This window comes from Marinoscillum sp. 108 (assembly GCF_902506655.1).
GTDB classification, from domain to species: Bacteria; Bacteroidota; Bacteroidia; order Cytophagales; family Cyclobacteriaceae; genus Marinoscillum; species Marinoscillum luteum.
Genome location: NZ_LR734808.1, coordinates 14,106 through 39,557, shown reverse-complemented (window position 1 = coordinate 39,557; position 25,452 = coordinate 14,106). Strand labels below are relative to the sequence as shown.

General features: G+C 44.5%; 9 protein-coding genes. 1 reads left to right on the top strand and 8 read right to left on the bottom strand.

What is annotated here, in order from left to right:
• Positions 1–128: 128 nt before the first annotated feature.
• From GV030_RS00085 to GV030_RS00055, 7 genes are all read right to left on the bottom strand, one after another.
• Positions 129–10,757, bottom strand: coding sequence for a leucine-rich repeat domain-containing protein (locus tag GV030_RS00085; RefSeq protein ID WP_159578561.1), 10,629 nt, complete (start codon positions 10,755–10,757; stop codon positions 129–131).
• A gap of 153 nt (positions 10,758–10,910) precedes the next feature.
• A complete protein-coding gene (bglX, locus tag GV030_RS00080) occupies positions 10,911–13,196 on the bottom strand; it encodes a beta-glucosidase BglX (RefSeq protein ID WP_159578559.1) in 2,286 nt (761 codons plus the stop codon).
• Between the two features lie 4 nt (positions 13,197–13,200).
• Positions 13,201–14,034: a family 16 glycosylhydrolase gene (locus GV030_RS00075; RefSeq protein ID WP_159578557.1), complete on the bottom strand. Its 834-nt coding sequence runs from the start codon at positions 14,032–14,034 to the stop codon at positions 13,201–13,203.
• 16 nt (positions 14,035–14,050) lie between these two features.
• Positions 14,051–15,250 (bottom strand): family 16 glycosylhydrolase, encoded by a 1,200-nt coding sequence (locus GV030_RS00070; RefSeq protein WP_159578555.1) that lies wholly within the window; start codon positions 15,248–15,250, stop codon positions 14,051–14,053.
• A gap of 80 nt (positions 15,251–15,330) precedes the next feature.
• Positions 15,331–17,076 (bottom strand): PKD domain-containing protein, encoded by a 1,746-nt coding sequence (locus GV030_RS21645; protein ID WP_159578553.1) that lies wholly within the window; start codon positions 17,074–17,076, stop codon positions 15,331–15,333.
• Between the two features lie 39 nt (positions 17,077–17,115).
• On the bottom strand, positions 17,116–18,732 hold the full coding sequence (locus GV030_RS00060; protein ID WP_159578551.1) for a RagB/SusD family nutrient uptake outer membrane protein: 1,617 nt from the start codon (positions 18,730–18,732) through the stop codon (positions 17,116–17,118).
• Between the two features lie 34 nt (positions 18,733–18,766).
• The gene (locus GV030_RS00055; protein WP_159578549.1) at positions 18,767–21,838 is read right to left on the bottom strand and encodes a TonB-dependent receptor; all 3,072 of its coding nucleotides are present in this window, start codon (positions 21,836–21,838) and stop codon (positions 18,767–18,769) included.
• Between the two features lie 253 nt (positions 21,839–22,091).
• Here GV030_RS00055 and GV030_RS00050 point away from each other — a divergent pair, with 253 nt between their 5' ends.
• On the top strand, positions 22,092–25,022 hold the full coding sequence (locus GV030_RS00050) for a triple tyrosine motif-containing protein (protein ID WP_159578548.1): 2,931 nt from the start codon (positions 22,092–22,094) through the stop codon (positions 25,020–25,022).
• A gap of 12 nt (positions 25,023–25,034) precedes the next feature.
• Here GV030_RS00050 and GV030_RS00045 read toward each other — a convergent pair whose 3' ends face one another.
• Positions 25,035–25,451, bottom strand: coding sequence for a response regulator (locus tag GV030_RS00045; RefSeq protein ID WP_159578546.1), 417 nt, complete (start codon positions 25,449–25,451; stop codon positions 25,035–25,037).
• Position 25,452: the final 1 nt, after the last annotated feature.

The following is a 25,452-nucleotide window of genomic DNA, read 5'->3' as shown; positions in this document are numbered from 1 at the left end:
CAAATGTAATTATGCCATTATGAAGATGCAGTACCTAAAAATAGGTAGTTCTCTCCTATCAGGTGCCTGAATAAAAAAAACGTCCTCTCAGGTTCTGAGAGGACGTTTACTGTTCCGAAGGTTCGAAACTATTTCTTGCCGATCTTCACCTGCTGCCTAAACGTTCCGGCCTCATCGGTAAAGACTATGAAGTATACTCCTGTGGGATAGGTAGTCAAATCTACTCTGGTGCTTTGAACTCCCATTTTAGGGTTAAGCGCCTGCTCCCATAGCTTAATACCTTTCACATCCACTACTTCCATCTTCAGATCATTGAGTTTTCGGTAAACCAGAAAGTCCGCTGTGAGTATGCTTTCAGTAGGGTTTGGATACAACCTTACATCTTTAATATATGGTTTCAGAGAGTATAAGACTTCAGTAGCTTCCACCTCAATTCCATTCTCCGTAATCACAGCAGTAAGCGTAAATAACTGATTTTCCTTATCTCCTCCTACTATAAACTCAATATCTGAACTCGGGTCCATCGGAACTCCGGGGTATTCAATGTTCAGCAGGTATTTACCTTCTTCTACACCCTCGAAGTTAAACCTTCCTTCGTCGTCCGATTCCACATAAGCGTAGAGTTCATAAATGTCCTCCTGGACACCTCTTCCACTCCTCACAAACCTACGCATGGAACAAGCCGCTCGCTTAACTTTTCGTCGAGCATTGACTCTGGAGCCTTCTTCATCAACAATTCCCTGATCTTCAATATCAGTAAACAGCTCTCCTACGAAATCCGCACCGGTTTCAATAATTGTAGGATCCTGATAAAAGATCATCTGGATATCAACTCCCTCTATCCTTTCTCTCACCTCTATGGTGGTGGCATCAGCATACAGCTCAGCCTGCTCATAATAGGTAGGAATGGTATTTGGGAAGATGCTTCGAACGGGTCTGGCCAAGGCAATGAAATCTCCCAAAACCACATTACTGAATCCATATAATCCGGTAGCATCCACCTCTGTGGTATCCTCTGAAACAAATGGCCCAGCTGGAGTTCTTCTGTAGATAATTACCTGACCATCCGTGAGCAAAGTATTGCTATTGTCGGCAAAGACGGTCCCGAAGATATCAGTACTTGCCATGATGTTCTTATTTCTACTAGTAATGGTGAGATCAGGTACCTGAGGATGAGTAACCTCAACCCTGTAAGTTCCCATTTTACTGTAGTCAATACTCTCTATCTGGAGTACTCTGGAATTGGCTCCAGTGATATTGGCAACATCATTGTTATAAGGCTGTCCCGGGATATAAGCCCCAAATTTCCATTGGTACTGAAGGCCTGTGCCACTCATTTGGATACCCAACTGAAGGTTTTCACCTGCCTGAATGGTGTCATAAACGGTCTCGTCATACCTGCGCTGAGGAACATAATTAAATGTAGCTGTATTCTTCAGTCCCAGGTTTGGAATGATGTCTTTAAATGCCAACCTGTTATTGCTAATGTCAACCGCGGTAATAGAAGGCCACTTGGAGACATTCGGGAAAGACCTTAGGTAGTTACCTTTCAAATTCAAAGTAACCAGACCGCTCAAATCAGCAAACGATGGTGGTACATTACCCTCCAGTATTCTGCTCTGATCACCGTCAGTCAGGTCTGTATCAATCTCCGCAGGCAAAGACAGAGCGGTAACCCTATTCTCCTCTACAGTCACACCTTCCCAACTACTGGAAACATCTCCTGTCCAGGTGGTCAGATCGAATTTGAAAGCGCCTTTATCCACAGCATCTTTAAATGCTAATAAAGCTTGTCTGTCCCGCTCAAGTGAAGATAGTTTCAGATTAAATGGCCTGGTTACCAGCTTCACATCCGGGAAGCTTTCATTGGTAATCTCCAAAATATATTCACCTTCGTTAGGAGTATCAGGACTCGCAATCAACACTGAGCTCTCAAAAACATCAATGCCATCACTGGATTCGAGCACCTCGCCATTAAACTTCCAGGTATAGCTATTTGAGGCTCCTCCTATTTCGAAGAAGATCTCAATCCCGACCCCAACATTGTGAAGTGAGTCTACTCTGGCAAAAAGAGAATCCTGAGGGTTAACCAAAAGCCTTCCATCCTGGATCAAACTCGCGTTCAACTCAAACCCTTCGAAATCAAGCGAATTATTCCTTACATAAATGGTATCAGCAGAATTAGAAGCGAAATCGGGAAGAGCGGTGAACCTGTTTCTGTCAGCGTTTAGATAATAAATGGTATCCAACTCAGCCAATGGACTCAATGAGCCAGAAAAGAGGTTATTACTAATATCTATGTACTGAATACCTGTAAGCGCAGACAAGCTCGCAGGCAGATCCCCTGAAAACTCATTATTCTGAACCTTCAACTGCAACAGCTCACTAAGCCCTCCGAGAGTAGCGGGAAGTGACTCTGTGAAGTGGTTGTCATTCACATAAAGTACTTGCAAACTTGCCATGCCTCCCAATCCTTCAGGTAGAGGTCCTTCAAAATCATTGTGATCCAAACGCAATACTTGCAAATTGGTCAACGTACCAATATTGGCTGGCACAAAACCGATGAAGCCATTGTTATGGATCTCAAATTGTCTCAATTCAGATAAGCTACCTAAAGTAGCAGGTAGTTCTCCCAGGAAGTTATTGTTGTACAAATCCAGGTTTTGAAGATTGACCAAAGACCCCACAGAAGCTGGTATGGTTCCTTGCAGTTGATTATCATTCAACGAAAGGTTATAAAGAGTGGTCATATTACCCAGTGCTTCCGGAATTTTTCCGGTTAGTTGGTTTCCACTAAGATCCAGCACCTCCAACGCAGTAAGGTTGGTAATCTCTGTAGGAATCGTTCCAACCAGGTTGTTATCATTAAGAATCAGTGAAACCAGCCTTCCATTGTCATCAAAGTTAGCTCCTTCCCATGCGAGTGGAGATCCTTCCAACCAGCCTTCATTCTTAATCCAACCAGCACCAGCAGTACCATTATAGAGTGCTACCAGGGCTGTAGAATCGCCCTCATTTACTGTAGGTCCGGATGCCACTGGAACCTCCACCATGGTCATGAACTTATTTGGAGTAACATTCAGTGCATAGGTGGTAAGACCCGATGGCCAATCCACGGCAATACTATCAACCACCGTGGCGGTTCCTATTCCGAATTCTGTTCGCAAACTATTACCACTGCTAATACCATTTTGAGAAGTCACGGCCTGAACCTGCCAGGTATTGTTCGCCTTCACCCTTACTCGTCCACCAATACCGGATCTATTGGATTCAATTCCCTTCAGCTTTACGCTAATCCAGTTGTTGGTTTTCACATTGTTCACATAGATATAGTTGTGTCCATTGAAATCCTGATTAGGCAAGAAAATATCCAATGCACCATCTCCATTCACATCAGCCAGTGAAACGTGCGAGAAAATGTTGGTAGCCGGGAATGCCTGCTCATCTACATCTACCAGGTCAAAAGTGAGATTACCGGCATTATAGAGAATATAAGCCCTATCTTCTATGGTCCAGACCAGATCTTGCCAACCATCATTATTCATGTCACCACTGGTGTATCCTCTACCAAATTGAACATCATCTTCTCCATCATAGTCATTGGTCAGCGCAGTAATATGCAAAAACTCAAAACCACCACTCTGATCATTGAGGTACATACCAAGTGCCTCTGTATTTCGGTCGCCAGTGATCAAATCAAGGAAACCGTCATTATTGAAATCTGCCCAGGTGTAGCCCCGACTTCTTACAAAATCGTTAGAAATGGTGTTCTCCACATAGAATAGCTGACCGGTGCCATCGTTCACAAAGAGCATGTTCTGCTGGTCTCCTGTGAAATAGATATCCTGATCACCATCATTATCAAAATCAACATTGCTCACTGTCCAGATAAGTATTGGCAAGTCAGGAAGCAAACCATCAGGAGATTCTAATGTAGCTGACAGAGCCAGAGCGCCGGCACCATCATTGGTAAAGACAAAACCTGCAGAAGTAACGAGATCAAGGTTTCCGTCATTATCCAGATCCACCCAAACACCCGATTCTGATCCAAAATCTGTCGTAGTGGTAGCCACAACGGCGTTCGTTTTCACAAAACTCTTGCTTCCGGTATTTCTATAAACTCTATCTCCTTCTCCATTAAATGGCACGAAGAGGTCCGTAAACCCGTCATTGTCATAGTCTCCCCATGATGCAGATCTGGTAAATCCGATTTCCGTAGTGGCTATCGTCCCTATGATCTTTTTGAAAGTACCATTTCCCGTGTTTTCATAAAGGAAATTCGCTGCAAGCTCAAATGCATTTGTGACATAAAGGTCATCATCGCCATCTCCATCAAAATCTGCCCATGACCCGCCATAACTCGTTCTGGTAATATCTTCTGTCACTGCGTTGGAAACAGGTTCAAATAGCGATGCTTTATGAATGATATTAGCTTCTTCTGAAGGATATGAAGTAAGATTACCTGCCTTAGCAATCACCCTGTAGTAGTAGTGTCTACCGTCTAGTGTATTGACATCTGCATATTTTAGCTGATTGGTTACGGTATCTACATTCGCAAAATTGGTGGCATCACCTTCTGACCTTTGAATGACAAATTCGCTGGCGCCATCAGAAGAGTTCCAGGTAAGCCCTATTGAGGCACTGCTCATTAGATAAGCAGTAACATTTTCAGGCTCATACAATTCGTAAAGCTCATTTTCGGGAGCATCCCCTATCACGTAGAATTTAGATATTACATGAAGGTTGTTTCCAAAATCCTTCCATTCCAAATAAAGGGTGTCATTCTCATACACTGCACTGACCTCAGATACTTGTCCGTATTCAGAATAGCCACTCAAATTATCACACTTCTCCCTAAAGAAACCAAGCTCCTCATGATAGCCCCAGAATTGATCATACCAGCCCGCTGTCATATCCGACACATTGAAGGTGGCGTAGCTCCATGATTCATAAATAAACACAGAGTCCCTGGTGCTCGTGATTCCTTCATAATCACCCAAGCCAGTACTCACACCAGCCCAAACCTTATCCAAAGGAACTACAGGGTTACAATTACCTGTCTCCAGGACATTTGAGTAACCACTCTCAGCTCCGAAAGTAGGATAACCTGCTTTTGCTCTATAATAGTAAGTGCCTGGTGAAACCGCATCGAAATACCAGCCGGTAAAACCTATGGTATCAATCACGTCAAAATTCACCCCATCAGTACCTCTCTCCAGAACGATATAGTCCGCAAATCCCGGATTAATCACTTCTACAAAAAGGTAATCCCTACCTATTTCCGTATAAAAATCACTTAACATCGGTGGATCAATCCCATCGGCTCCTGAATCACCAATTTCTATAGCATCAACTGAACCATTGGTCACAGCAAAGTCTATCTGATTCACCGAAAAACTTGTTTTCGGAAATTTCAGCTGGTTTTCATGTTGATAAATTTCCCGATAAACAGGTACTACAAGTTTTTCACCACCAGTGCCATGAAGGGTCATTGTGGTGACATTTAGTTCACCGCCAGGAGAATGAAGTCTCACATAATCGATGGCAATGGCACTGTCTGAATAATACATTTTCAAGGTGTCCAAATCGGGCTCAATGGCATTATGCCACCAGCTATCATAGAGCCACCATTCCCAGCCTTCACCCTCCATAATAGGTGGTGTATCGGGTGCTCCCACTCCGCCTATGTCAGATCCCGAGCTACTCGCCTCAATAGGACTAGCCGACATGGAGGATGCAAATCTTCTTTCATATGGATCTACAACCAACTGGCTAGAAAGGAAGCGATAATCACCGTTTTTATAGCCCGAATTTCTTACGACAGCCATATACTTGGTCTGATCCCAGTCTGAATCTATGGTAAAGGTGAATGTAGAATCAGTACCAGTATACCCAAACTCAAAATAATAGGGCTCATAGGAATTCTTATCTGCCTTATACCAGTAAAACTCGTCATTGGGGTCCTGACGCTCAGCATGAAGCGTAACTGTACCACCCACCGTGGCATCACCCGTGAAGTAAATATCCCGTGTGCTTTCCTGAGGAGCATAAGTATAATCTGAATATACAGTGTTACCCGAGGCACGTGCTAAATCTTCATAATCAAACTGATTATATTCAAAGTTCACATGATAAGCATACATCAGTGCGGTATCCAGTCCTGCCGGAAGATCCTCCAGATGGTTTCTGTCCAACCCAAGAGCACCCCACTGGACCTGATTAAAACTCTCAGGCACTGCTCCGGTCAGGCGGTTGTTATCCAAGAAGAGCTCATTAAGATTGCCTATTTGGCCAATTTCTGAAGGGATAGCACCTGACAGTAAGTTTCCGGAAAACCCAATATAGCCTAATTGAGAAGCGTTACCGATTTCCAGAGGTATGCTTCCCGATAGGTTGTTGTATGCCAGGTCAATAAAATTAAGGTTGGGTAATGAAAAGATTTCAGCTGGAATGCCCCCCGCAAGGTTTCCTCCGTATATCGAAATGAAAGACAAAGCATCCAAACCTGACAGGGCAGTTCCGGATAAGCTACCTTCCAGCCCATACAGGCTAAGTCCATATACCCTGCCCCCGTAAGCTTCTACCCCTTCCCAGGTTTCCACCGGACCCTCTAGCCAATTATACAATCGCTCGGATGAGTTGTCTATAGTATTGTAAAATGCAACCAAAGCTGAAGAATCTGCCTCCAATACTGCTTCCACTACCTGTACTTCCACAGGTGGAGTGTAAAGCTGTAACCCTGCCAGAGATGAGATCACGTCGTGATAGAGATATGCTTCATAGTACCCATCTGAATGTGGATTGGTGACTGAATCTATAGTGAATGTAGTACCAGAGCCCACATAGGACCCATTATGAAACCAATCAATATAGGTAATGCTATCAGGTGTAATATCTACACTGAGATTAAGTGACTCTCCTACGGACAATTGAATGTAGTCAGAAGAGACTGGCAAAGGCTGTTGATAAGAGACATCAAAGAATCCCTGATTGTTTTCAAAATAAGAGACCAGTGGAGTGAGGTCTGCAAAGTCCAGACGGTTATTATATCCTATCAAGGTCTCTAATAAGCTGGCATTTTCCAACACCGAAATATCATCTATCTCGTTGTTATGAAAGTAGATATACTTCATTTGATCCACGTTCATATCTGCAGGAAGCCCACCAGTAATAGAATTATTTCCAATATTGAGGTATTCAAGACTCAGGGCAGATAACTCTGCCGGCACCTCAGTTATCTGCATATAAGCCAGGGTCAACCTCTTCAACTGGTTGAACTCCCAAATCACAGCAGGAAGTCCAGCAGAAAAATCTCCACCACTCATATTGAGGCTCTCAAGATTCGTCAGGCCCGACAAGCTGGAAGGCAAAGTGGTCAGAGCAAGCGGGCTGTTGTAGAGAAATAGCGATTTCAGACTGGTAATCCCGGCAATATTCTCCAGCCCTCCTGTAAAAGGTGTACCGGACAAGTTCAAAAACGACAATTTAGACAGGGATGCCATTGAAGCAGGGATATCTCCTCTCACTTTTGGCATATTACTGATCCACAAGGCTTCTAGCTCAGTCAATGATCCTATTTCATTTGGAATAGCTCCTCTAAATCCGGCACCAGCCATTTCCAGTACTTTGAGTTTCGTAAGACTGAAAACCTCTACGGGAATTTTGGTTTCGTAATTGTTTCCCCCAATCCAAAGGGTATCCATGTTGGTGAGAAGACTAATAGATGGCGAAATTTTAGTAATCCCTGTAATGTCCAAATCCAAATAATGGAGGTTGGTAAGAGAATACAACTCCCCGGGTATGGATTGTAGGCCAGGATTATAGTATAAACTTAACCACTCCAGGGCGTCCAAATCCCCAATAGAAGGAGGTAAGCCACGTTGCATATTTTTATCATACAAATCTAATTTGGTCACCCTCCCATCTTTCAGAAATACACCTTCCCACATCGCCACCGGCGACTTCAGCCAATTGTTGGCGTTGTACCAGTCCCTGCCACGGGTGGCCTTGTATATATCCACCAGGGCAAGCGAATCGCCTGGGGATACGGGTGCCGAAATCCAATAGGTCTGATCCCCACTATACAAATGGAGACCCGTCTGATTGGTGACGGAATCATTATAAATTTCGCACCAGTAGGTACCAGCGGATTCACGATTCAGATTTGAAATCACCAGTACTGAAGTATCACCTGCGTTCAGCCACTCTCCGTTGAAGTACCACTGATAGTGATTCTGGCTTCCACCAACAGTAGCATCAATTAATACCTCCGTTCCCTCAGATACAATCTCAAAAGTAGGTTCCGGGATATACTGAGGTCCTAAATTGAACCCGGCGTAGGTCTGCATTAACGGCTCAAAGTCATCAAACTCAAAGTAATTGTTATACGCCCAAACACCCGACAAAGAGTATAGTCCACTCAAATCGGGAAGACTGGTGAGTTGGTTATTGTCTATCCATAACTCCTGCAAAAACTCCAGATTATTCAATGACGCAGGAACGGCTCCAACAAAGCCATTTCGAGAGATACTGAAGAGGGACATTTCCGTCCAGCTACCGATAGCAGTTGGCAGCTCCCCGTCGAACAGGTTATCGTCAAGCACCAGTTCCGCCAGATGAGTCAGACTAGAGTAAGATTCAGGAATAGTGCCTGAAAGCTGATTACGATAGGCATAAAAATAAACGAGGGATGTGTCCCCACTTAATTCCGCGGGCAAAGAACCGCTAATTTCATTGAACTCGATAGACAATGAAACCAGGCCTGGGAAGTTTCCAATACCTGAGGAGAGTGCGGTGATTCCATTTCCACCTAATCTTAACTGGTATAAAGACTCTGTTCCTGAAGTCACGGGGAATTCTCCTGTAATCTGATTATAGCCAACATCAATTTGCTGAATGGCAGGTAACTCGAAAAGTTCGGCAGGTAGTGAACCACTTAACTGGTTATTATCCACCCACAGGTAATTCAAATTTGTTAGCGATCCAATTTCCGGTGGGATACTCCCACTGATTTGATTTGACCCGATAGAAAGTTCATGAATATTGGTTAATCCTGAAACACCATCGAGTGTTCCTGTGAGTTGATTGTCATAAATAACCAATGATTGCAAAGTGCTTAACCCAAAGAAATCGGAAATATCAGTGGTCAGGAAGTTGTGCCAAAGACCAATGTATTCCAATTTCGGTAAGCTTCCTATCCCTGTAGGCAGCGACGTAAGTTGATTGTTGTGAGCATACAAATAACGAAGCGAATCCAGGCTTCCGATAGCTTCCGGAAGTTCGGTCAGTTGGTTTTGACCTAAATTCAATTCTCTTAGTTTGGTAAGACTGCCGATCTCAGAAGGAACAGATGTGATTTGATTACCATCCAGATATAAAACCTCCAGGTTCGCCAGATTACCAATGGATGTAGGAAGGCTTTGAAGAGCGTTACCCCATAGCCATAAGTATCCAAGATTGGTAAGGTTGCCCAACTCACCTGGAATGCTACTTAATTGATGTCCTCCCAGATCCAGACTGTTAATCTGAGTAAGCGTCCACAGACTTGTGGGCAGATCAGTCATTCCATCTGTAACAAAATAACCTTCGTTATCATAAGTTCTATTCCAAATACTTAAACCATCCAGGTTTGTAAGATTACCAATTGTACCAGGCAGTGAGGTGAAGAAATTACCTCCTATATCAAGGTAACTTAGCTTGGTCAGGTTGCCTATTTCTGCTGGCAGATCCCCGGTAATCGAATTATAACCCAAATTCAAATAAGACAATGAATCCAAATCACCGATAGAAGCTGGTAAAGCACCCGAAAGATTATTATCATATAGGGTCAATCCTGTCACAAACACCACTGTTTTGAAGGTGGAGCTTGTATCTCCTACCTCTTCGTATTCGTAACTAGCCCAGTCAACACCTGCCCAGGTATTGACGGGGCCGGATAGCCAGTTGGAATTATCGTACCAGAAATCCCCATTCAACGCAAAGTATAAATCCACCAAAGCCAGTGAATCGGAAGTCACCGTAGAGTCAGCTTGAAAACTGATGCGTTCGGCTTGTCTGGAATCCCTGGTGACCCTTTGTTGGGATCTTTCTCTGGCCTGTCGCTTCAGTTCTTCTTCCCGATCTGCCCATGTACCCATATTATGAGATTGAGAGCCTCCAGTAAGAGATTGATACCATGAGTCATCCTTGGTGCTAGTGGGTTTAACCTCAGCCGCTTTGGTGTTGCGCACTGAGGTTCGTTCATTAGCCGAACCAAAGCCATTTTCTATGAGTCTTTTTTGATCATCAATATTTTTTTGGTGGATGGAAAGTTTAAGGGCTTTTAGATCTTCATCTTCTAAAAAAACATCGCCAGACTCCTTTAAATCCTCCGCCGATTTTGGGGTCACCCGCTCAAATGAAGGCTGTCCCACATCCTGCATTGGTTTTTGCTTTTTCTCATTGAACTCCTTAATAACACGTTCTAGCGCCAGCTCGCGGTATTCAATAGACTTATCAGTATTTTCAAGGGCCATTTTCTCCTCAATCTTCTGGGCAGAGGTCTGCTCCTGAGCCTTGGGAGTTGACTGTGCCACATTGGTAGTATTGGCAGAAGGATTAGCCGTCAGGTCCGTCCTGTGTTCCTCCGTTTTTTTACTCAGTTGTTCCTTATAGGTGGAAATTTCAGATTCAGTAGCCTTCCTTATCTCCTGAGCACCCAACACATTAGCAATCAGGGATAAAACTACAATCGATGCGGTGATAATCTTGGTCTTCATAGAAATGCTGTTCGGTAAATTCTTTGTAAAGTACTAAGTACCTTAAAAATATTTATAATAGCAACCCCCTATTTTAGGTATTCTTTAGGAACCAAACCACCTGAATTTCACCAAATTATCCTCACAAACAATGGACAAGCAGCTGCTGAGTGCTCAGAATGAGAGGGTTACCCCTATAGACTGTAAATCTCTGGAGTTTCCTCCTATCATTACATCGAACACACCATCTTCTGCGTAGAAGTCATAGTTTTTATGATAAAAACCAAAGTCCTCCTCTGATAGGTCGAAAGTAACTTTTCTGGTCTCTCCTGCTGATACCTCCATTTGCTGAAAATCCACCAGTCGCTTGACGGGTTGTGTCACAGTGGCCACGACATCCCGAACGTAAACCTGAACCGTCTCCGTTCCATCTATTTTGGATGAATTGGTAACATCCACGGTGACGGTCGCTCCTTTCTCCTTTGGGGTAACGGAAAAGTTGGAATATTCAAACGTGGAATAACTCAACCCAAACCCAAATGGAAGCAAAGATTCTGTGGGTGCATCTGTGTAGTGCGACCAAAAGACAAGCCCACTATCAAAGTCATTAGTAACAGGTCTTCCTGTATTCTTGCGGTCGTAGTGCAGAGGCTCCTGACCTACATGGTGAGGGAATGATACCGGAAGCTTACCTGAAGGGTTATAATCTCCAAAAATCACATCAGCAATGGCATTGCCTGCCTCAGACCCGGCGAACCATGCTTCGATAATTGCCGGGGCCTGATCCATAACCTCAGGAATAGCCAATGGCCTGCCGTTCATCAATACCACAATCACGTTTTTATTGACTTTTAAAACCTCCATTAACAGCTGCTGCTGATTTCCTTTGAGTGCAATGTCAGCCTGACTCCTGCCCTCACCTGTCTGAAAACAATCTTCACCAACAGCCATGATCACCACTTCGGAGGATTTGGCTAACCTGATGGCTTCAGCAAACCCGCTTTCGTCCCCTGGCTGAATATCCAACTCATGGATAAAGTCCCTTGTGCCCGTGGAAAGAATATACCCTTCTGCGAAAGCCACTTTTGACTGATCACTCACCGCACTTTGTACACCCTCCAATAAAGAAACAGCAGAATTAGTGACTGCCTGACCTCTCCAGTTTCCAAGAGGAATATCCTTACTACCAGCGAGTTGCCCTATCACTGCAACGGAATTCACTTCTTTAGATAAGGGAAGAATATTGTTTTCATTTTTAAACAAAACCATTGTTTTTCGAGCAATTTCCCTGGCGCCCTGCAAATTTTCCACAGCCAGCAAGGTTTCCTTCTCTCTTTGCTCATCACAGTACCGATAAGGATCCTCAAACAGGCCCAGTGCATACTTCAATTTCAAAATTCGTTTTACGGCATCATCCAGCGCCACTATATCTACCTTACCCTCTGTTATAAGCCCTTCCAACTCTCGTTCGTATGCGCGAGATTCCATGTCCATATCACTACCGGCATTCATTGCCAGCTCCGCAGCATGCTTATTATCCCGTGCAAACCCATGAGTCACCATCTCTCCTATGGATCCCCAATCAGAGACCATGAACCCCTCAAATCCCCAGGCCCCCTTAAGAATGTCACGCTGTAAGAACGTGCTCCCTGTGGCCGGAACTCCGTTAATTTCATTGAATGCATTCATAAAAGTAGCCACACCTGCATCAGATGCGGCCTTGAACGGTGGAAAAACAACATTGTACAATGTCTGATCCGATATATCCACGGTATTGTAGTCTCTGCCTGCTTCTGCAAAACCATAGGCCGCAAAATGCTTAGCGCAAGCGGCTATGGAAACAGGATCAGCCAGGCTTTTTCCCTGATATCCCTGCACCCACGCTCTGGCCATCACTGAGCTCAAGTAGGGGTCTTCTCCTGCGCTTTCCATGATTCGCCCCCATCGGGCATCCCGGCTCACATCTATCATTGGTGAGAACGTCCAGTGTTGGCCTGCGGAAGCGGCCTCCCTAGCAGCTATTTCCGCCCCCTGGCGGGCAGCATCATCACTCCAGCTGGCAGCTTGTGCCAGCGGCACAGGAAGCATGGTCTTGTACCCATGTATGACATCATATCCAAAAAGCAGTGGTATCCCTAAGCGGCTATTTTCGACGGCCATTTTCTGAGCTTCTCTGGTAGCTTTCGCAGAAAGCACGTTGATCATGGCTCCTACCATCCCATTCTTGATTTGCTCAGCCTTCTCCTGACTGCTATTGTCAGCAGGAATAGGACCTGTAAATTCCCATGTACCATTATACATGTTGGTTTGACCGATTTTCTCCGCTAGCGTCATCAGCGACATGAGGCTATCCACTTTGTAAGAAATGGTCTTGTCCGAAATGGTATTGGTTTCGGTAGCAGGTGTGCAACTACCGAAAATAATGGAAATGATTATCGCCAGGCTTAGGTATTTTGTCATGTGCTTATTGGTAAATTTTTACAAAATCTATTTCAAGGGTCTGAGGCCAGATACTGTCTTCGATACCATATTTCCCACCCCAATTTCCTCCTACAGCCAGGTTGAAAATAAGGTGAAACGGCTGATCAAAAGGCCATCCTTCGTAGCCTTCATCCCCCTTGTGAATGGTATAATAAGGTTCTGAATCGATGGACCAGGTCATGGACTCTTCCGACCACTCAAAACCATAGTCATGAAAGGTTTCATGAGCATCCGGCAAGGCTATACTGTCCACCTTTTGTGTACCTATGAGATGGTTATACTTCTTGGAATGGATGGTGCCGTAAATCATTCCCTGATTGTAGCCTACATGCTCCATAATGTCAATTTCTCCATCCAGAGGCCATTTTCTTTCTCCATCCATGGTAGGCAGCATCCATATAGCTGGCCAGGTCCCACGCCCATAAGGAACCTTTGCCCGCACCAGCACTTTACCGTACTTCCAATCACCCTTGCCCTTAGTCACGATCTTCGCACTCGAATAGCCACCATTGCCCAAGGTATCCTTTAAGGCCTGAATGATCAGCTTGCCGTCTTCGATTCTTAAGTTTTTCTCCCGGTCAGAATAATACTGCAGCTCATTGTTTCCAAAACCACAAAAATCAGGACATCCATCGCCGATCGTAGCGGTCCACTTCTCATCATCAAGTACAGGATCTGTAAAGTCATCCTCCCACACCAATTCCAATCTCTTTTCCTCAGGTTGTTCTGAAAGGCTTCCACTCTTCACTTGCGAGCAACTGTATAAGGTCAGAGAGGTAATAAGTACCCCAGGTATCCACTTTAATAAATTAATCATTTTACTGTATTAGTTTCTATTGTGTCTGAAAGACGCGAATGTAGTCCACAATCATGTATTGTGGGAAAACAGTACTCGTATTAGGACTTCCCGGCCAATTTCCCCCTACGGCCACATTAAATATGAAAAAGAAGTCATTTCTAAACTCAGAAAGATCTGCCGGGGTGGTGTCTATCACATGAAATTCGACTCCATCGAGTAGCCACGTGATAGAACTTTCATTCCAGATAACAGAAAATACATGATATTCATCTGCGAATATTCCGGAGCTTAACTTCTTGCTTCCCCCATAGTTGGCATACCCATTGGCGCCGCTCCAGTGAGCAGTTCCGTGTGTAGTATTGTCCCGATTGTTCCCTCCAATCAACTCCATAATGTCAATTTCACCACAAGCCGGCCAGCTTACCTGATCAATGTTAGCACCCAGCATCCACAATGCAGGCCAGATACCCTGACCAAAGGGCAACACGGCTCTGATATCCACCCGTCCATACTTAAATTCCTGTTTGTTCTTGGTGATGATTCTCGATGATGTATAGTGGTACCCTCCTCTTGATTCCTTCCTGGCAGTAATCACCAGGTTGCCATCCACCATAGAGGTATTCTCATTTGTATAATATTCCAGTTCATTATTTCCCCACCCACTATGGCCGTTGCCAATCTCGTAGGTCCAATCTTCGGTATTGAGAGATTCCTGATCGAACTCATCCTGCCATACAAGATTCCAACCGTCATAACTCTCTGGTGAGGTGTACCCCTGAGTTGGGATCACAAGCTCGTTGGGTGGCGGTGTAGTGTCAAAGTTTTTGATGACGATCAACGCCGAACTATCATTCATTACGGCATTTGCCGGATCAAAAAGACGTATCGAAAAGGACTCATCGTCTTCCATTTTTTCATCGCTAAATATGGTTAGCGTGATGCTTTCACGCACAGAACCAGCTTGAAAAATAAGCTGTCCGGTGATATGCTTAAAGTCTTGGTCAGCCACAGCTGATCCTTCCACGGTTTCGTATGAAACAACAACCAGGTCAGCTGAAACTTCAGAAAGTGTAACATCCAGGGTGATGCTAAAATCTTCCTTTCTTTCGGAAATTTCTAGATCATTGATCGAGATACCGGGTAATTGAGGTGAGGGCTCACCTTCGTTGGAATCACAACTAAGAAGTGATAAAATGAGCAATGAGGGTAAGAAGCTTTTTTTTAAAAAGTGCATTTATTCTATTTTCTAATGAAAAGGGTAAAAAAATCGGGTGTTTCAAAAACACCCGATTTTGAAGTAAATATGAAGAAGTATTACTGCGCTTCCAAAATCATTGTCCACCAGGCTGTTCCGTTCTGCTCTGCAGAGATGTCCACAGCTACATCCACTCGCTCTACTGTACCGTCGTTAAAGTAGGAGAAGATTTTGTAGGTGGTAGCTCCCTGGAGTGCAGCGTCTGAGCCATTGTACTCTCCACCATTATATCCTTTATTAAATCCAAGGAAGGCGCCAGTACCTGTGACGGTAACAGATGCTCGATCTGTGTCTGTAGCGTCAGTGGTGGCAAAGGTGTAACCAGTGCTGGTCACGAAACCTGCATAAACTCCACCGATATCCCCATCATTCACACATCCGGCAGGATCCACACCCATAAAGCCTTCGCCATACATTGCCCCTTTGGAGTCAAAGGTAAAGGAGCCATCTGTTGCAAATATAAACTCATCATCATACTGGCAAGCACGAGCAGTGGCATCATCGGCGGAGCTGGCAAACCACTCTCCACTTCCAATAGCCGGGCCTACTCTGAAAGCTCCAGCCACAGGGGCAAGTGTCCATACTTTACCCTCAGCAGACGCCCATATTTCAGATGAATAAGTAGCTGCACTTACAGAAACCGTTTGTGTTACGCTTGAAGTCAAACCATTGTCATCTTTGGCAGTAAGTGTTACATCGTAATCACCAGCTTCTGCATAAGTGTGTACCGGATTTTCATCTGTAGAAGTACCACCATCGCCGAAATCCCACGCATAGCTTGTCGCATTGGCTGATGAGTTGGTGAAGGTCACTACCAGATTTTCAGCGGCTGATGAAAATGCTGCTCTAGGCTCAGCTGAAGGAATTGGAGGCATCAAAGAAGCATCATCATAATGCACAAGGAAGAAACTCCAGTAGACATCCCCTCCGTCTACTTGCATAGCCAGCTGCAGTGAATCCACATCATCATGATCCACCAATTTAATGATTGAGTAAACAATCTTATTTTGAGGGCTTTGCGCAGTACCTATATCACCAGCATTGGTCTTATTGGCCAAACCTATGTAAACACCATCGCCTGAAATAGTCAATGTATTACTGCTCAACTCAAATGTATAATCTCCACCACTCTTGTAAGCGCTCATATCGATGCTTCCCTCAGACATCCAATCCACAGTAGACTCACTGTTACACACATCTGGCACGGTATTATTCCATCCGCCATTGCCAGTTCCGTCTGTAAAGAGGGTTCCATTCGTGTTTTTGTCAAAGGAAAGGTCCGCACGGTTAAATGTATACTCATCATCCAAAATACAAGGACGATCACCATGTGGGGTCACACCACCGAAACTCCACCACTGGGTATCACCGCCAGCTGGCCCTATACCCAATACTACTCCCTCTCTCTGAAGAATCCATGTTTTGGATTCCACACCTGCCAATTTAGTCAGTTCTTCGTCCGGATCAGATAGGGTAATTGACTGAGTTCTTGTAGCTGATTCACCAGCATCATTGGTGGCTGTAAGCTTTACCTCATAAGTATCTGCTGCTGCATAGGAGTGTACCGGATTTTCCTCGTTAGATGTCTCGCCATCACCAAAATCCCATGCATAAGTTGTGGCGTTTTGAGAGAAATTTGTAAAAGTTACTTCCAGGAAGTTAGTCTCGCCAAGTTCGAACTGAAAACTCGCAACCACTTCTTTGGGCTCTGGCTCGTCTTCATTACATGAGGCCAGAAAAACAAGTGTAAGCGCACTCATTAAAAGCCATCCATTTCGGATATAATTTTTCATTTGCTTCTTCATTAGATTTAAGTTTAGATTAATTGATTTGGGTTCTTTTAATTATTGGAAAAGTTCGTTTTCTGGATAGGTGGAGATCTGATGTGCCACACTGGTTTCTTCCAGCGCCACAGGAATCCACACTTTTTGAGGATCCAGATTGCCAGAACGAATCGGATCACCACTGAAAAGATCTGATGTAGCTCTACCACTCCTGACCAGGTCATACCAGCGATCACCTTCGCCTGCCAGCTCAGCTCTGCGCTCATACCAAATCAGATCCAGCAATGTCCAGTTTTGCTCAGTCATGATGGTCTGCCCAGTCTTGAAACTCCCGGTATTATCACCGGGGCCTGCAGCACGCTCACGCACCATATCTATATAGGTAAGTGCATTCCCATCAGAGCCTGATCCTCTGTGCATTGCTTCTGCCAGCATGAGGAGAACGTCAGCATATCTGATGGCATAGGTATTCGCATCCTTAGTCAGGTTAGGGTCTCCCCCATTCACGTTATTGCCATTGTATGCTTTGTAGTTTGAGAATTTTTGCTGCCAGAAACCCGTATGATCCTGAGGGTTGACCTGGGTAATGTCTACTACAACACCGCAATCCGCCGCTCCGGCGTCTGCCACCTCCTGAGTAAGCTCTGGTATCGACACAATAGCCACATCTCTCCTATATTGATCATCCGGAAGAAAATGGTCATTCAAATCCTGAGTAGGTAACATGAACCCCCACCCGGCTGCATACTCAGGATGACCAGAACACAGCCCGCGAATTCCGCATAGCTGCAATATTCCATTCGCTTCGATGCCTTCAAACCAGCCCCAATCCCCAGGCCATAGGTTCGTATGCTGAATCTCCAAAACAGATTCTATTGGATTTTTGGTGCCGTAATCAAACAAAGTAGAAAAGTCGTCCACTAAGGCATATTGACCTGAATTCACAACTTCCTGGAGATACTGGGCAGCCAGGTCAAATTTGGCAGGATCGTCACCATCCAAATCAGCCCAATACAGGTACACTTTGCCCAACAACGCCTGCGCAGTACCCCTTGATGCTCTTCCAACCTCCACATCTGATAATGTAGTGGGCAATACATCTATGGCAGCCTTCAGGTCATCGGTAATGGCCGTCATCATCTCGGTCATAGTGCTTCGCTCCAGATTGATATCATCTGGTGTTAGCAGCTCCGTGACTACTGGCAAAGGTCCAAAATGTCTGAAAAGTTCAAAGTGATAATATGCTCTCAAAAACTTAGCCTCGGCTTTGTAGCGCTCCACCTCAGGAGTGGCCAGTTCAGTCTGAAGAATCACCAGGTTGGCTCTGAAAACACCAATATAGTGCTTACGATAGATCGGCTGCAGCAGGGTATTGGTGTTGGTTTCCCTAAAATCATCCAGCTCCTGCCACGCAGGCTGGTCATTGTCTGAAGGATCCCCGCCAGCATTGGCATTGTCCGATCTGATCTCACCAAACATCACAGGTGAAACCCACTGACCAAAGGCCATAGACCACCCTATGGGGTCGTACGCCGCGATGAGGGCCGCATAAACCTGTTCATTGGTAGAATAGAAATTCTCTGACAGGTATTGATTCACTGGCTTCACCTCTAAGGTCTCCTCACTACAAGCGACACAGAGTATGAGGGCGATAATAATTATTTTGAATGCTTTCATGTTTTTAAATTTTCTTAACCCGTAGTTCATTGAATTACATGGTGATTTTCACTCCCGCACCAATGGTCTTGTTAGATGGATAATACCCCTTGTCTATTCCAGAGTCAAGAATCCATCCGTTGGTACCGATCTCAGGATCGAATCCGGTGTAATTGGTAACCGTTAGCAGGTTGTTTCCAGAGAGGTACACCCGCACACCAGTCAGCTTAATTTTCTCCAAAATGGATGCTGGAATATTGTAGCCTATCTGGATGTTTCTCAAGCGAAGAAATGAGCCATCTTCCACATAGAAATCAGAAGGTCGCTGGTTACCATTTGGATCATTGGAGACCAATCTTGGGTATTTAGTACTGTGGTTCTCCTCAGTCCATCTGTCCAGCCAAAAGGTTTGATAATTGGTAAAAGTGATGTCAGATCGCTCATAGGTACGGAAGATGTCATGACCTATTTGAGTGGAGAATAGCGCACTGAAATCGAATCCTTTGTAATTGGCAGAAAAGCTAAGCCCTAAGATGTGATCTGGCCATGGAGATCCGATAGAGGTAATGTCATCCGTATTGATCACCCCATCTTTGTTCACGTCAGCAAAAATCAAATCTCCAGGTGATGCGTCAGACTGCAATACATCCCCGCTGCTGCTCAGGTGTGAAAACACATCCGCTTCACTCTGGAAAATACCCAGGGTTTTGTATCCCACGAAGTGGCCAACAGGTTCGCCTTCAGACATTCTGGTGATGGCAGCGTTCCGCACTGGCCAGCTCCACCCGTTGATGTAGGTAGATGAACCAGGTACTTCATTTACAGTGTTCTTAAAGGTGGTGTAGTTTAAGCGGGTGTTCAATGTAAGTCCACCAATTCTTTGCTTATATGCTACTGACGCTTCCAATCCTTTATTTTGAATCTCTCCAAGATTAGATAGAGGGAAATCCGTCACACCCAGGTACCCTGGCACAATTTCATTGCCCAAAAGATCCCTAGTGGTTTTGACGTAATAATCAAATTCTGCTGATAGCTGATCATTGAAGAGTTTTATTTCCAAACCCACATCGAACTGCACACTCTCCTCCCATTTCAGATTAGGGTTAGGAACAGTGGCCAAAGCGGATCCACGATTGAGTGCATGATCTACACCCAGCGCATAGCTGAAAGCGTTCACTACTTGAGAGGAATAGCCCAGATCACCTATCCTGTCATTACCATTCACACCCCAGCTCGACCTGATTTTCAGGAAACTGATGGGACTCGTGGGGAAGAAATTTTCATCAGAAATCACCCAACCAGCAGACATAGAAGGAAAGAACCCCCAGCGGTTGTTGGCTCCAAACCGACTCGATCCATCGCGTCTAAGAGTAACACTGAAGAGGTACTTATCACGGTAATCGTAAATCACACGACCGTAGTAGCTCAATAATCTATAATCCACACTGGCCCGGCCAAAAGCCAAATCACTGGTATCCTGACCTGCGTCTATGTACTGAAACTGATCATTGAACTTAGCCGCATCGGGAATATTCAGTGTGGAACCTCCTGCTGTGCGGAATTCCGATCCCAAATAAGAAGTTCCCAGTACCACGTTCAGAGAGTGATTACCCAAATCTTTGGTATAGTTGGCGTAATTTTCAAACTGAATTCTTTGCCCAAATCCATATCCCTGTGAAATACTATTGTTCACACTAAAGAAAGATGGGTGATAATTGTAGTCTGGAGTAAAGGATCGGTAATCATACCAGCTAAAATCAATACCCAGATCACTTTGAAAGGTCAGTCCCTTGATGGGTTCAAACTTTATGTATGCATTGCCCTGAATCTGATCCGCATGCCCGGAATTGTCCGCTAAGAACAGGCGACTCAATGGATTGATGTATTCCTTCTGCACCCAATTAGACTGAGCAAAACCATATTCTGCATCAGCGTCGTATACATCGGTGGTAGGGTCATACGCAAAGGCATCGGCCACCATCGTTCCAAAAGCATTGTTCACTCCCAGGTTTTGATTTTCGGTACGGTTGAGGTAGAAATTCTGACCTACGGTGAAGTAATCATTCACCTTCTTAGTGCTATTCAGTCGGATGGCATATCGCTTATAGTTTGATTTATCACCTCCGATCACCCCTTGCTGATCCCAGTAGTCGAGCGATATGTATGAATTATTCAGCGTAGCTGTCAGGCGATGGTTGATCATAGTCGCCTGATCAGTGATCACATCCATCCAGTTGGTATTTGCAGTGGCATCCCCGGCATTTGGAAAGCCAAGTGCATCTAAAGCGGCTGTTCTATTGCTATTGGCGAACTTTTCACGTGTAAGCTCGATATACTGCTCGGAGTTGAGCATTTCGGGCATTTTCCATGGATTAGAAAATGAAGTGAATCCCTCATAAGAAAGCACTCCAGTGCCATCCTTACCTTTTTTAGTAGTAATAATGATCACTCCGTTGGCAGCTCTCGCCCCATAGATCGCCGTAGATGCAGCATCTTTCAATACATCCACCGACTCGATATCCGATGGATTGAGATTATCAATACCGCTTACTGTAAGACCATCCACCACGTATAGTGGAGAATTGTCACCATTGGTGCTGATACCACGAATGAAAACAGACTTACTAGATCCTGGCTGTCCGGAAGACTCACCGGCAATCACTCCAGAAACCTGGCCGTCGATAGCGGAAAGCACGTTGGCTACTTTATATCCTTCAATGTCCTTGGCGTCTACCTTGGAGATGGAGCCCGTGGCTACCCGCTTCTGCTGAACACCATACCCGATCACCACAACCTCACTGAGTTCTGATAGCGAAATGTCCAGAGACACATTGATCACGGACTGAGCTCCTACTTTGATCTCTTTAGATTCAAAGCCTACAAAGGAGACGATGATAACCGGATCATCCCCCGTGATGGTCAGTTGATACTTCCCATCGATATCTGTAATGGTACCATTGCTGGTACCTTTCTCCAGAATGGTAGCACCTGGCATCTCTGAGCCATCACCACCGTCTGTCACGGTGCCGGAGATTACTCTACCCTGAGCTGAGGCTGTAAACACAGCGGCACACAGCATCAGAAGAGTGAAAAATCCTCGAAATTGAATGATTTGTAAAATTCCCATCTAATCGACTTTATTAATTGTGTTTTTAATAATTAAACGATGACGTTTCTGAAGCCTTTTGCTTGAAAACGTTTGCACAATTTATCCGAAAGGGTCTCTCACAAGTCGAAAACACAATACATCAATACTACATCACACTACATTTTACACCTCATCAATACCACAACAATGGGATACAAAAAATGCCTTTGGAAGGAAATAATGGGTTTTTTACACTTTTCCTATTTATATTCATTTTCATAGATAACACAACATGCTCCAGAAGTACAGTTTATTTAAGAATCAAACCTCCATTCACTACTCACATTTACTTGTGATCGGTCTTTTTTTGGGAAATATTGCAATATCTCAACCTGATCATTATAGATTTTCCAAAATACCGCTCACCAACACCTATAATACTGACGATTATCAAGGGGGCATTCAAAACTGGGACATCAGCAGGGATAGCAGGGGTTTTATTTATGTCGCCAACAATTTTGGCTTGCTCGAATACGATGGAAATAGCTGGAGAAGGTATCTGATAGAAAACAACACCAGAGCTCGCTCTGTCTTTGTGGATGCTGACAACCGCATCTATATTGGTGGTCAAAATCAGATCGGATACTTCGAAGCAGATGCCAAGGGTAACCTGGTATTCGAAAGCCTCCTAGGTCTTCTGGATGAACATGATCGAAATCTGGAAGACATCTGGAAGATCGTCAAGTACGAAAACAATATTTTCTTCTGTTCTTATCTCGGTCTGGTGGTATATGATGGAAAAACTGTTCGTAAACTCCATCATGAGGTGGACTATGATCTTGTTTTCCAGGTAGCCAATGGGCTCTATGCATCTTCCCTTTCCTCCGGTTTAGCCAAATGGAATGGAAAGAGTTTCTCTATCATACCAGGTAGCCATGTCCTCCAAGATCATGAAATAACCGCAATTGTCCCCTACCAGAACAATAGCCTCTTGATCTTCCAAAAGAATGGAACTGTCTATCATTACAGAGATGGGATCTTTAGAAGATGGAACCTGCCCATTACCGATTTTCTATCCAATTCTCTGATTAACAAAGCCATTTTACTGGAAAACAGCAACATTGCCATTGGTACTCAGAATAACGGGATCGTCATTCTTTCTCAAAATGGTGCTGTTATTAACCACCTTACCAAAGGAAAAGGCCTCACCAATCGTACGGTTCTAGCCCTGCATGAGGATCAATTCAATAACCTCTGGGTAGGGCTGAACAACGGCATCTGCATGGTAGAACTGGCATCCCCTTTTTCTGTGATTAATGAACAGTCCGGCTTACCCGGCACTGGATACTGCGCCACCCTCCATGACAACAAACTCTACCTCGGCACCAGCAATGGGCTATTTTATCAGGGGGCCAATCCAAACCCAATTACTGAATTAGCCGATTATCAACTAGTAAAAAACTCTGGCGGGCAAGTATACAACGTTCAAAGCATCAACACGGACCTGCTCCTGGCTCATCATGCAGGGGCTTTTCTGGTGGAAGATGACCTGGCCACCCAGTTTTATGACCACACCGGAACCTGGAAGTTTGAAAACTCCATCGGAGATAACCGAATACTGGCCGGCACCTACGACGGCTTTGTGATTTTCAAAAAAGTGGATGGCCAATACCAGGTAGAAAATGAATTGGAGGAATTTAGTGAATCAAGCAGGGTGTTTGAATTTGCGGGAGACTCTATGCTCTTTATGACCCATGGCTACAAAGGGATTTTCAAAATTGACTTTAATAAAGAAAAAGATCGCATTAGAAACATATCCTTTTACGGGAAAAACAAAGGCCTGCCTTCTAACATCCTTATCAACGTGTTCGGTCTGGGGGGCAACAAACTTGTATTTCCTGCAGAAACGGGAATTTATAATTATGATGCCCAGCAAGACACCTTTGTGAGTGACCCGGAAATGGGACAGTACTTTCCCAAAGAAGCTCACATTACCGCCATGGCCCATGACCTCAGTGGGAATGTCTTTTTTCTCAATGATATGGAGCTAGGCTATCTGGAGCGCACTCAATATGGGAGTTACATCAAACACACAGCTGCTTTTACTAAAATAAAACCACTGCTTTCTGATGACCTGGAGAACATTCATGTGATTGACCATCAAAATGTTTTTTTTGGTGCGAAAGAAGGATTTGTTCATTTCAACCCCAGCATGAAGTACCTGAGAGATCAGCCCTTTAGGACATTCATTAGGAGCATAGAAGCTACGACAGACGAAGATCGCATGATCTATGGTGGGACCGGTCAACTGGCCTCAGATGAACCTGTTTCACTGTCAGCTTATTTTTCATCGCTTAAGTTTCGGTTTGCATCACCTTACTATGACGGTCAGGATCAGATACTCTTTCAGTACCAGCTGGAGAATTTTGAAAAAGACTGGTCTGAGTGGAATACTGCGACAGAAAAAGAATATACCAATCTTTCTGAAGGATTATACACCTTTAGAGTACGAGCCAAAAACGTCTTTGGGGATATCAGTGATGAAGCAAGCTTTCAGCTGAAGGTATATCCACCCTGGTACCGCTCTAAGCTTGCTTACGGGTTTTATGGGCTCGGTCTCCTCGTAGTTTTCGGTGCCTCTATGCTTGTGCTTAGCATGAGGCACAGCTATGAAAAGAAGAAGCTTACACTCAAGCAAAAGCGCGAGCTCTTACGAAAAGAAAATGAGATCGTGGAGGTGTCCAAAAAATCAGAAGAACAGATCAGTAAGCTTAGAAATGACAAGCTTCGTTCGGAAATCGATCACAAGAACCGTGAATTGGCCACTACCACCATGCACCTCATCAATAAAAATGAGTTTATGCTTCAGATTAGGAATGCCATCAAAGAAACTTCAAAGTCCGGATCGAAAGACAACTTCAAAAAGATCATCAGAGATATCGACCGAAACCTCTCTGAAGATGAAGGTTGGGAACAGTTTACCAAGCATTTTGATCAGGTTCATGGGGACTTCCTTTCCAACATCAAGAAGGATAACCCTACGCTTACCCCTCAGGAGATCAAACTATGTGCCTACCTGAGAATGAATATGAGCTCGAAGGAGATTGCTAACTTATTAAATATCTCAGTGAGAGGGGTGGAAATCAGCCGCTACAGGCTCAGGAAAAAACTAGACATCAGCAGAGACACCAATCTGGTAGATTACATGCTCGAGTACTCGTAGGGTCGTTGTTTGTTAACGAAAATGGGGGAAATTGGCCTTCAATATCTCCAACAGGCTTTCTTCATCCAGGTATTTATTGGCAAAAGCGCCCACATTGGGGTCACTCTCGGCCTTCACCCTATCATCGGGGTTGAGCGAAGTAGTGAGCATCACCACCACAATTTGCGCTTTCTGATCCTCTGAAAGCTTGTTATACTCTTCTAAAAAGCCCCATCCATCCATACCTGGCATGTTGATATCCAACAAAATAAGATTGGGTCGTGGGTGCTGTCCATTCACAGAAGACCTCAGGAAATCCAGGGCGTCATTTCCTGTCAAAGAAGCTTCGACACGGTCCGCACATTCCATTTTCTTAATCAAACGCTCGTGAAAGAAATTACAATCCTCATCATCATCCACAAGAAGAATACAATCGATTTTCGGTTTCATC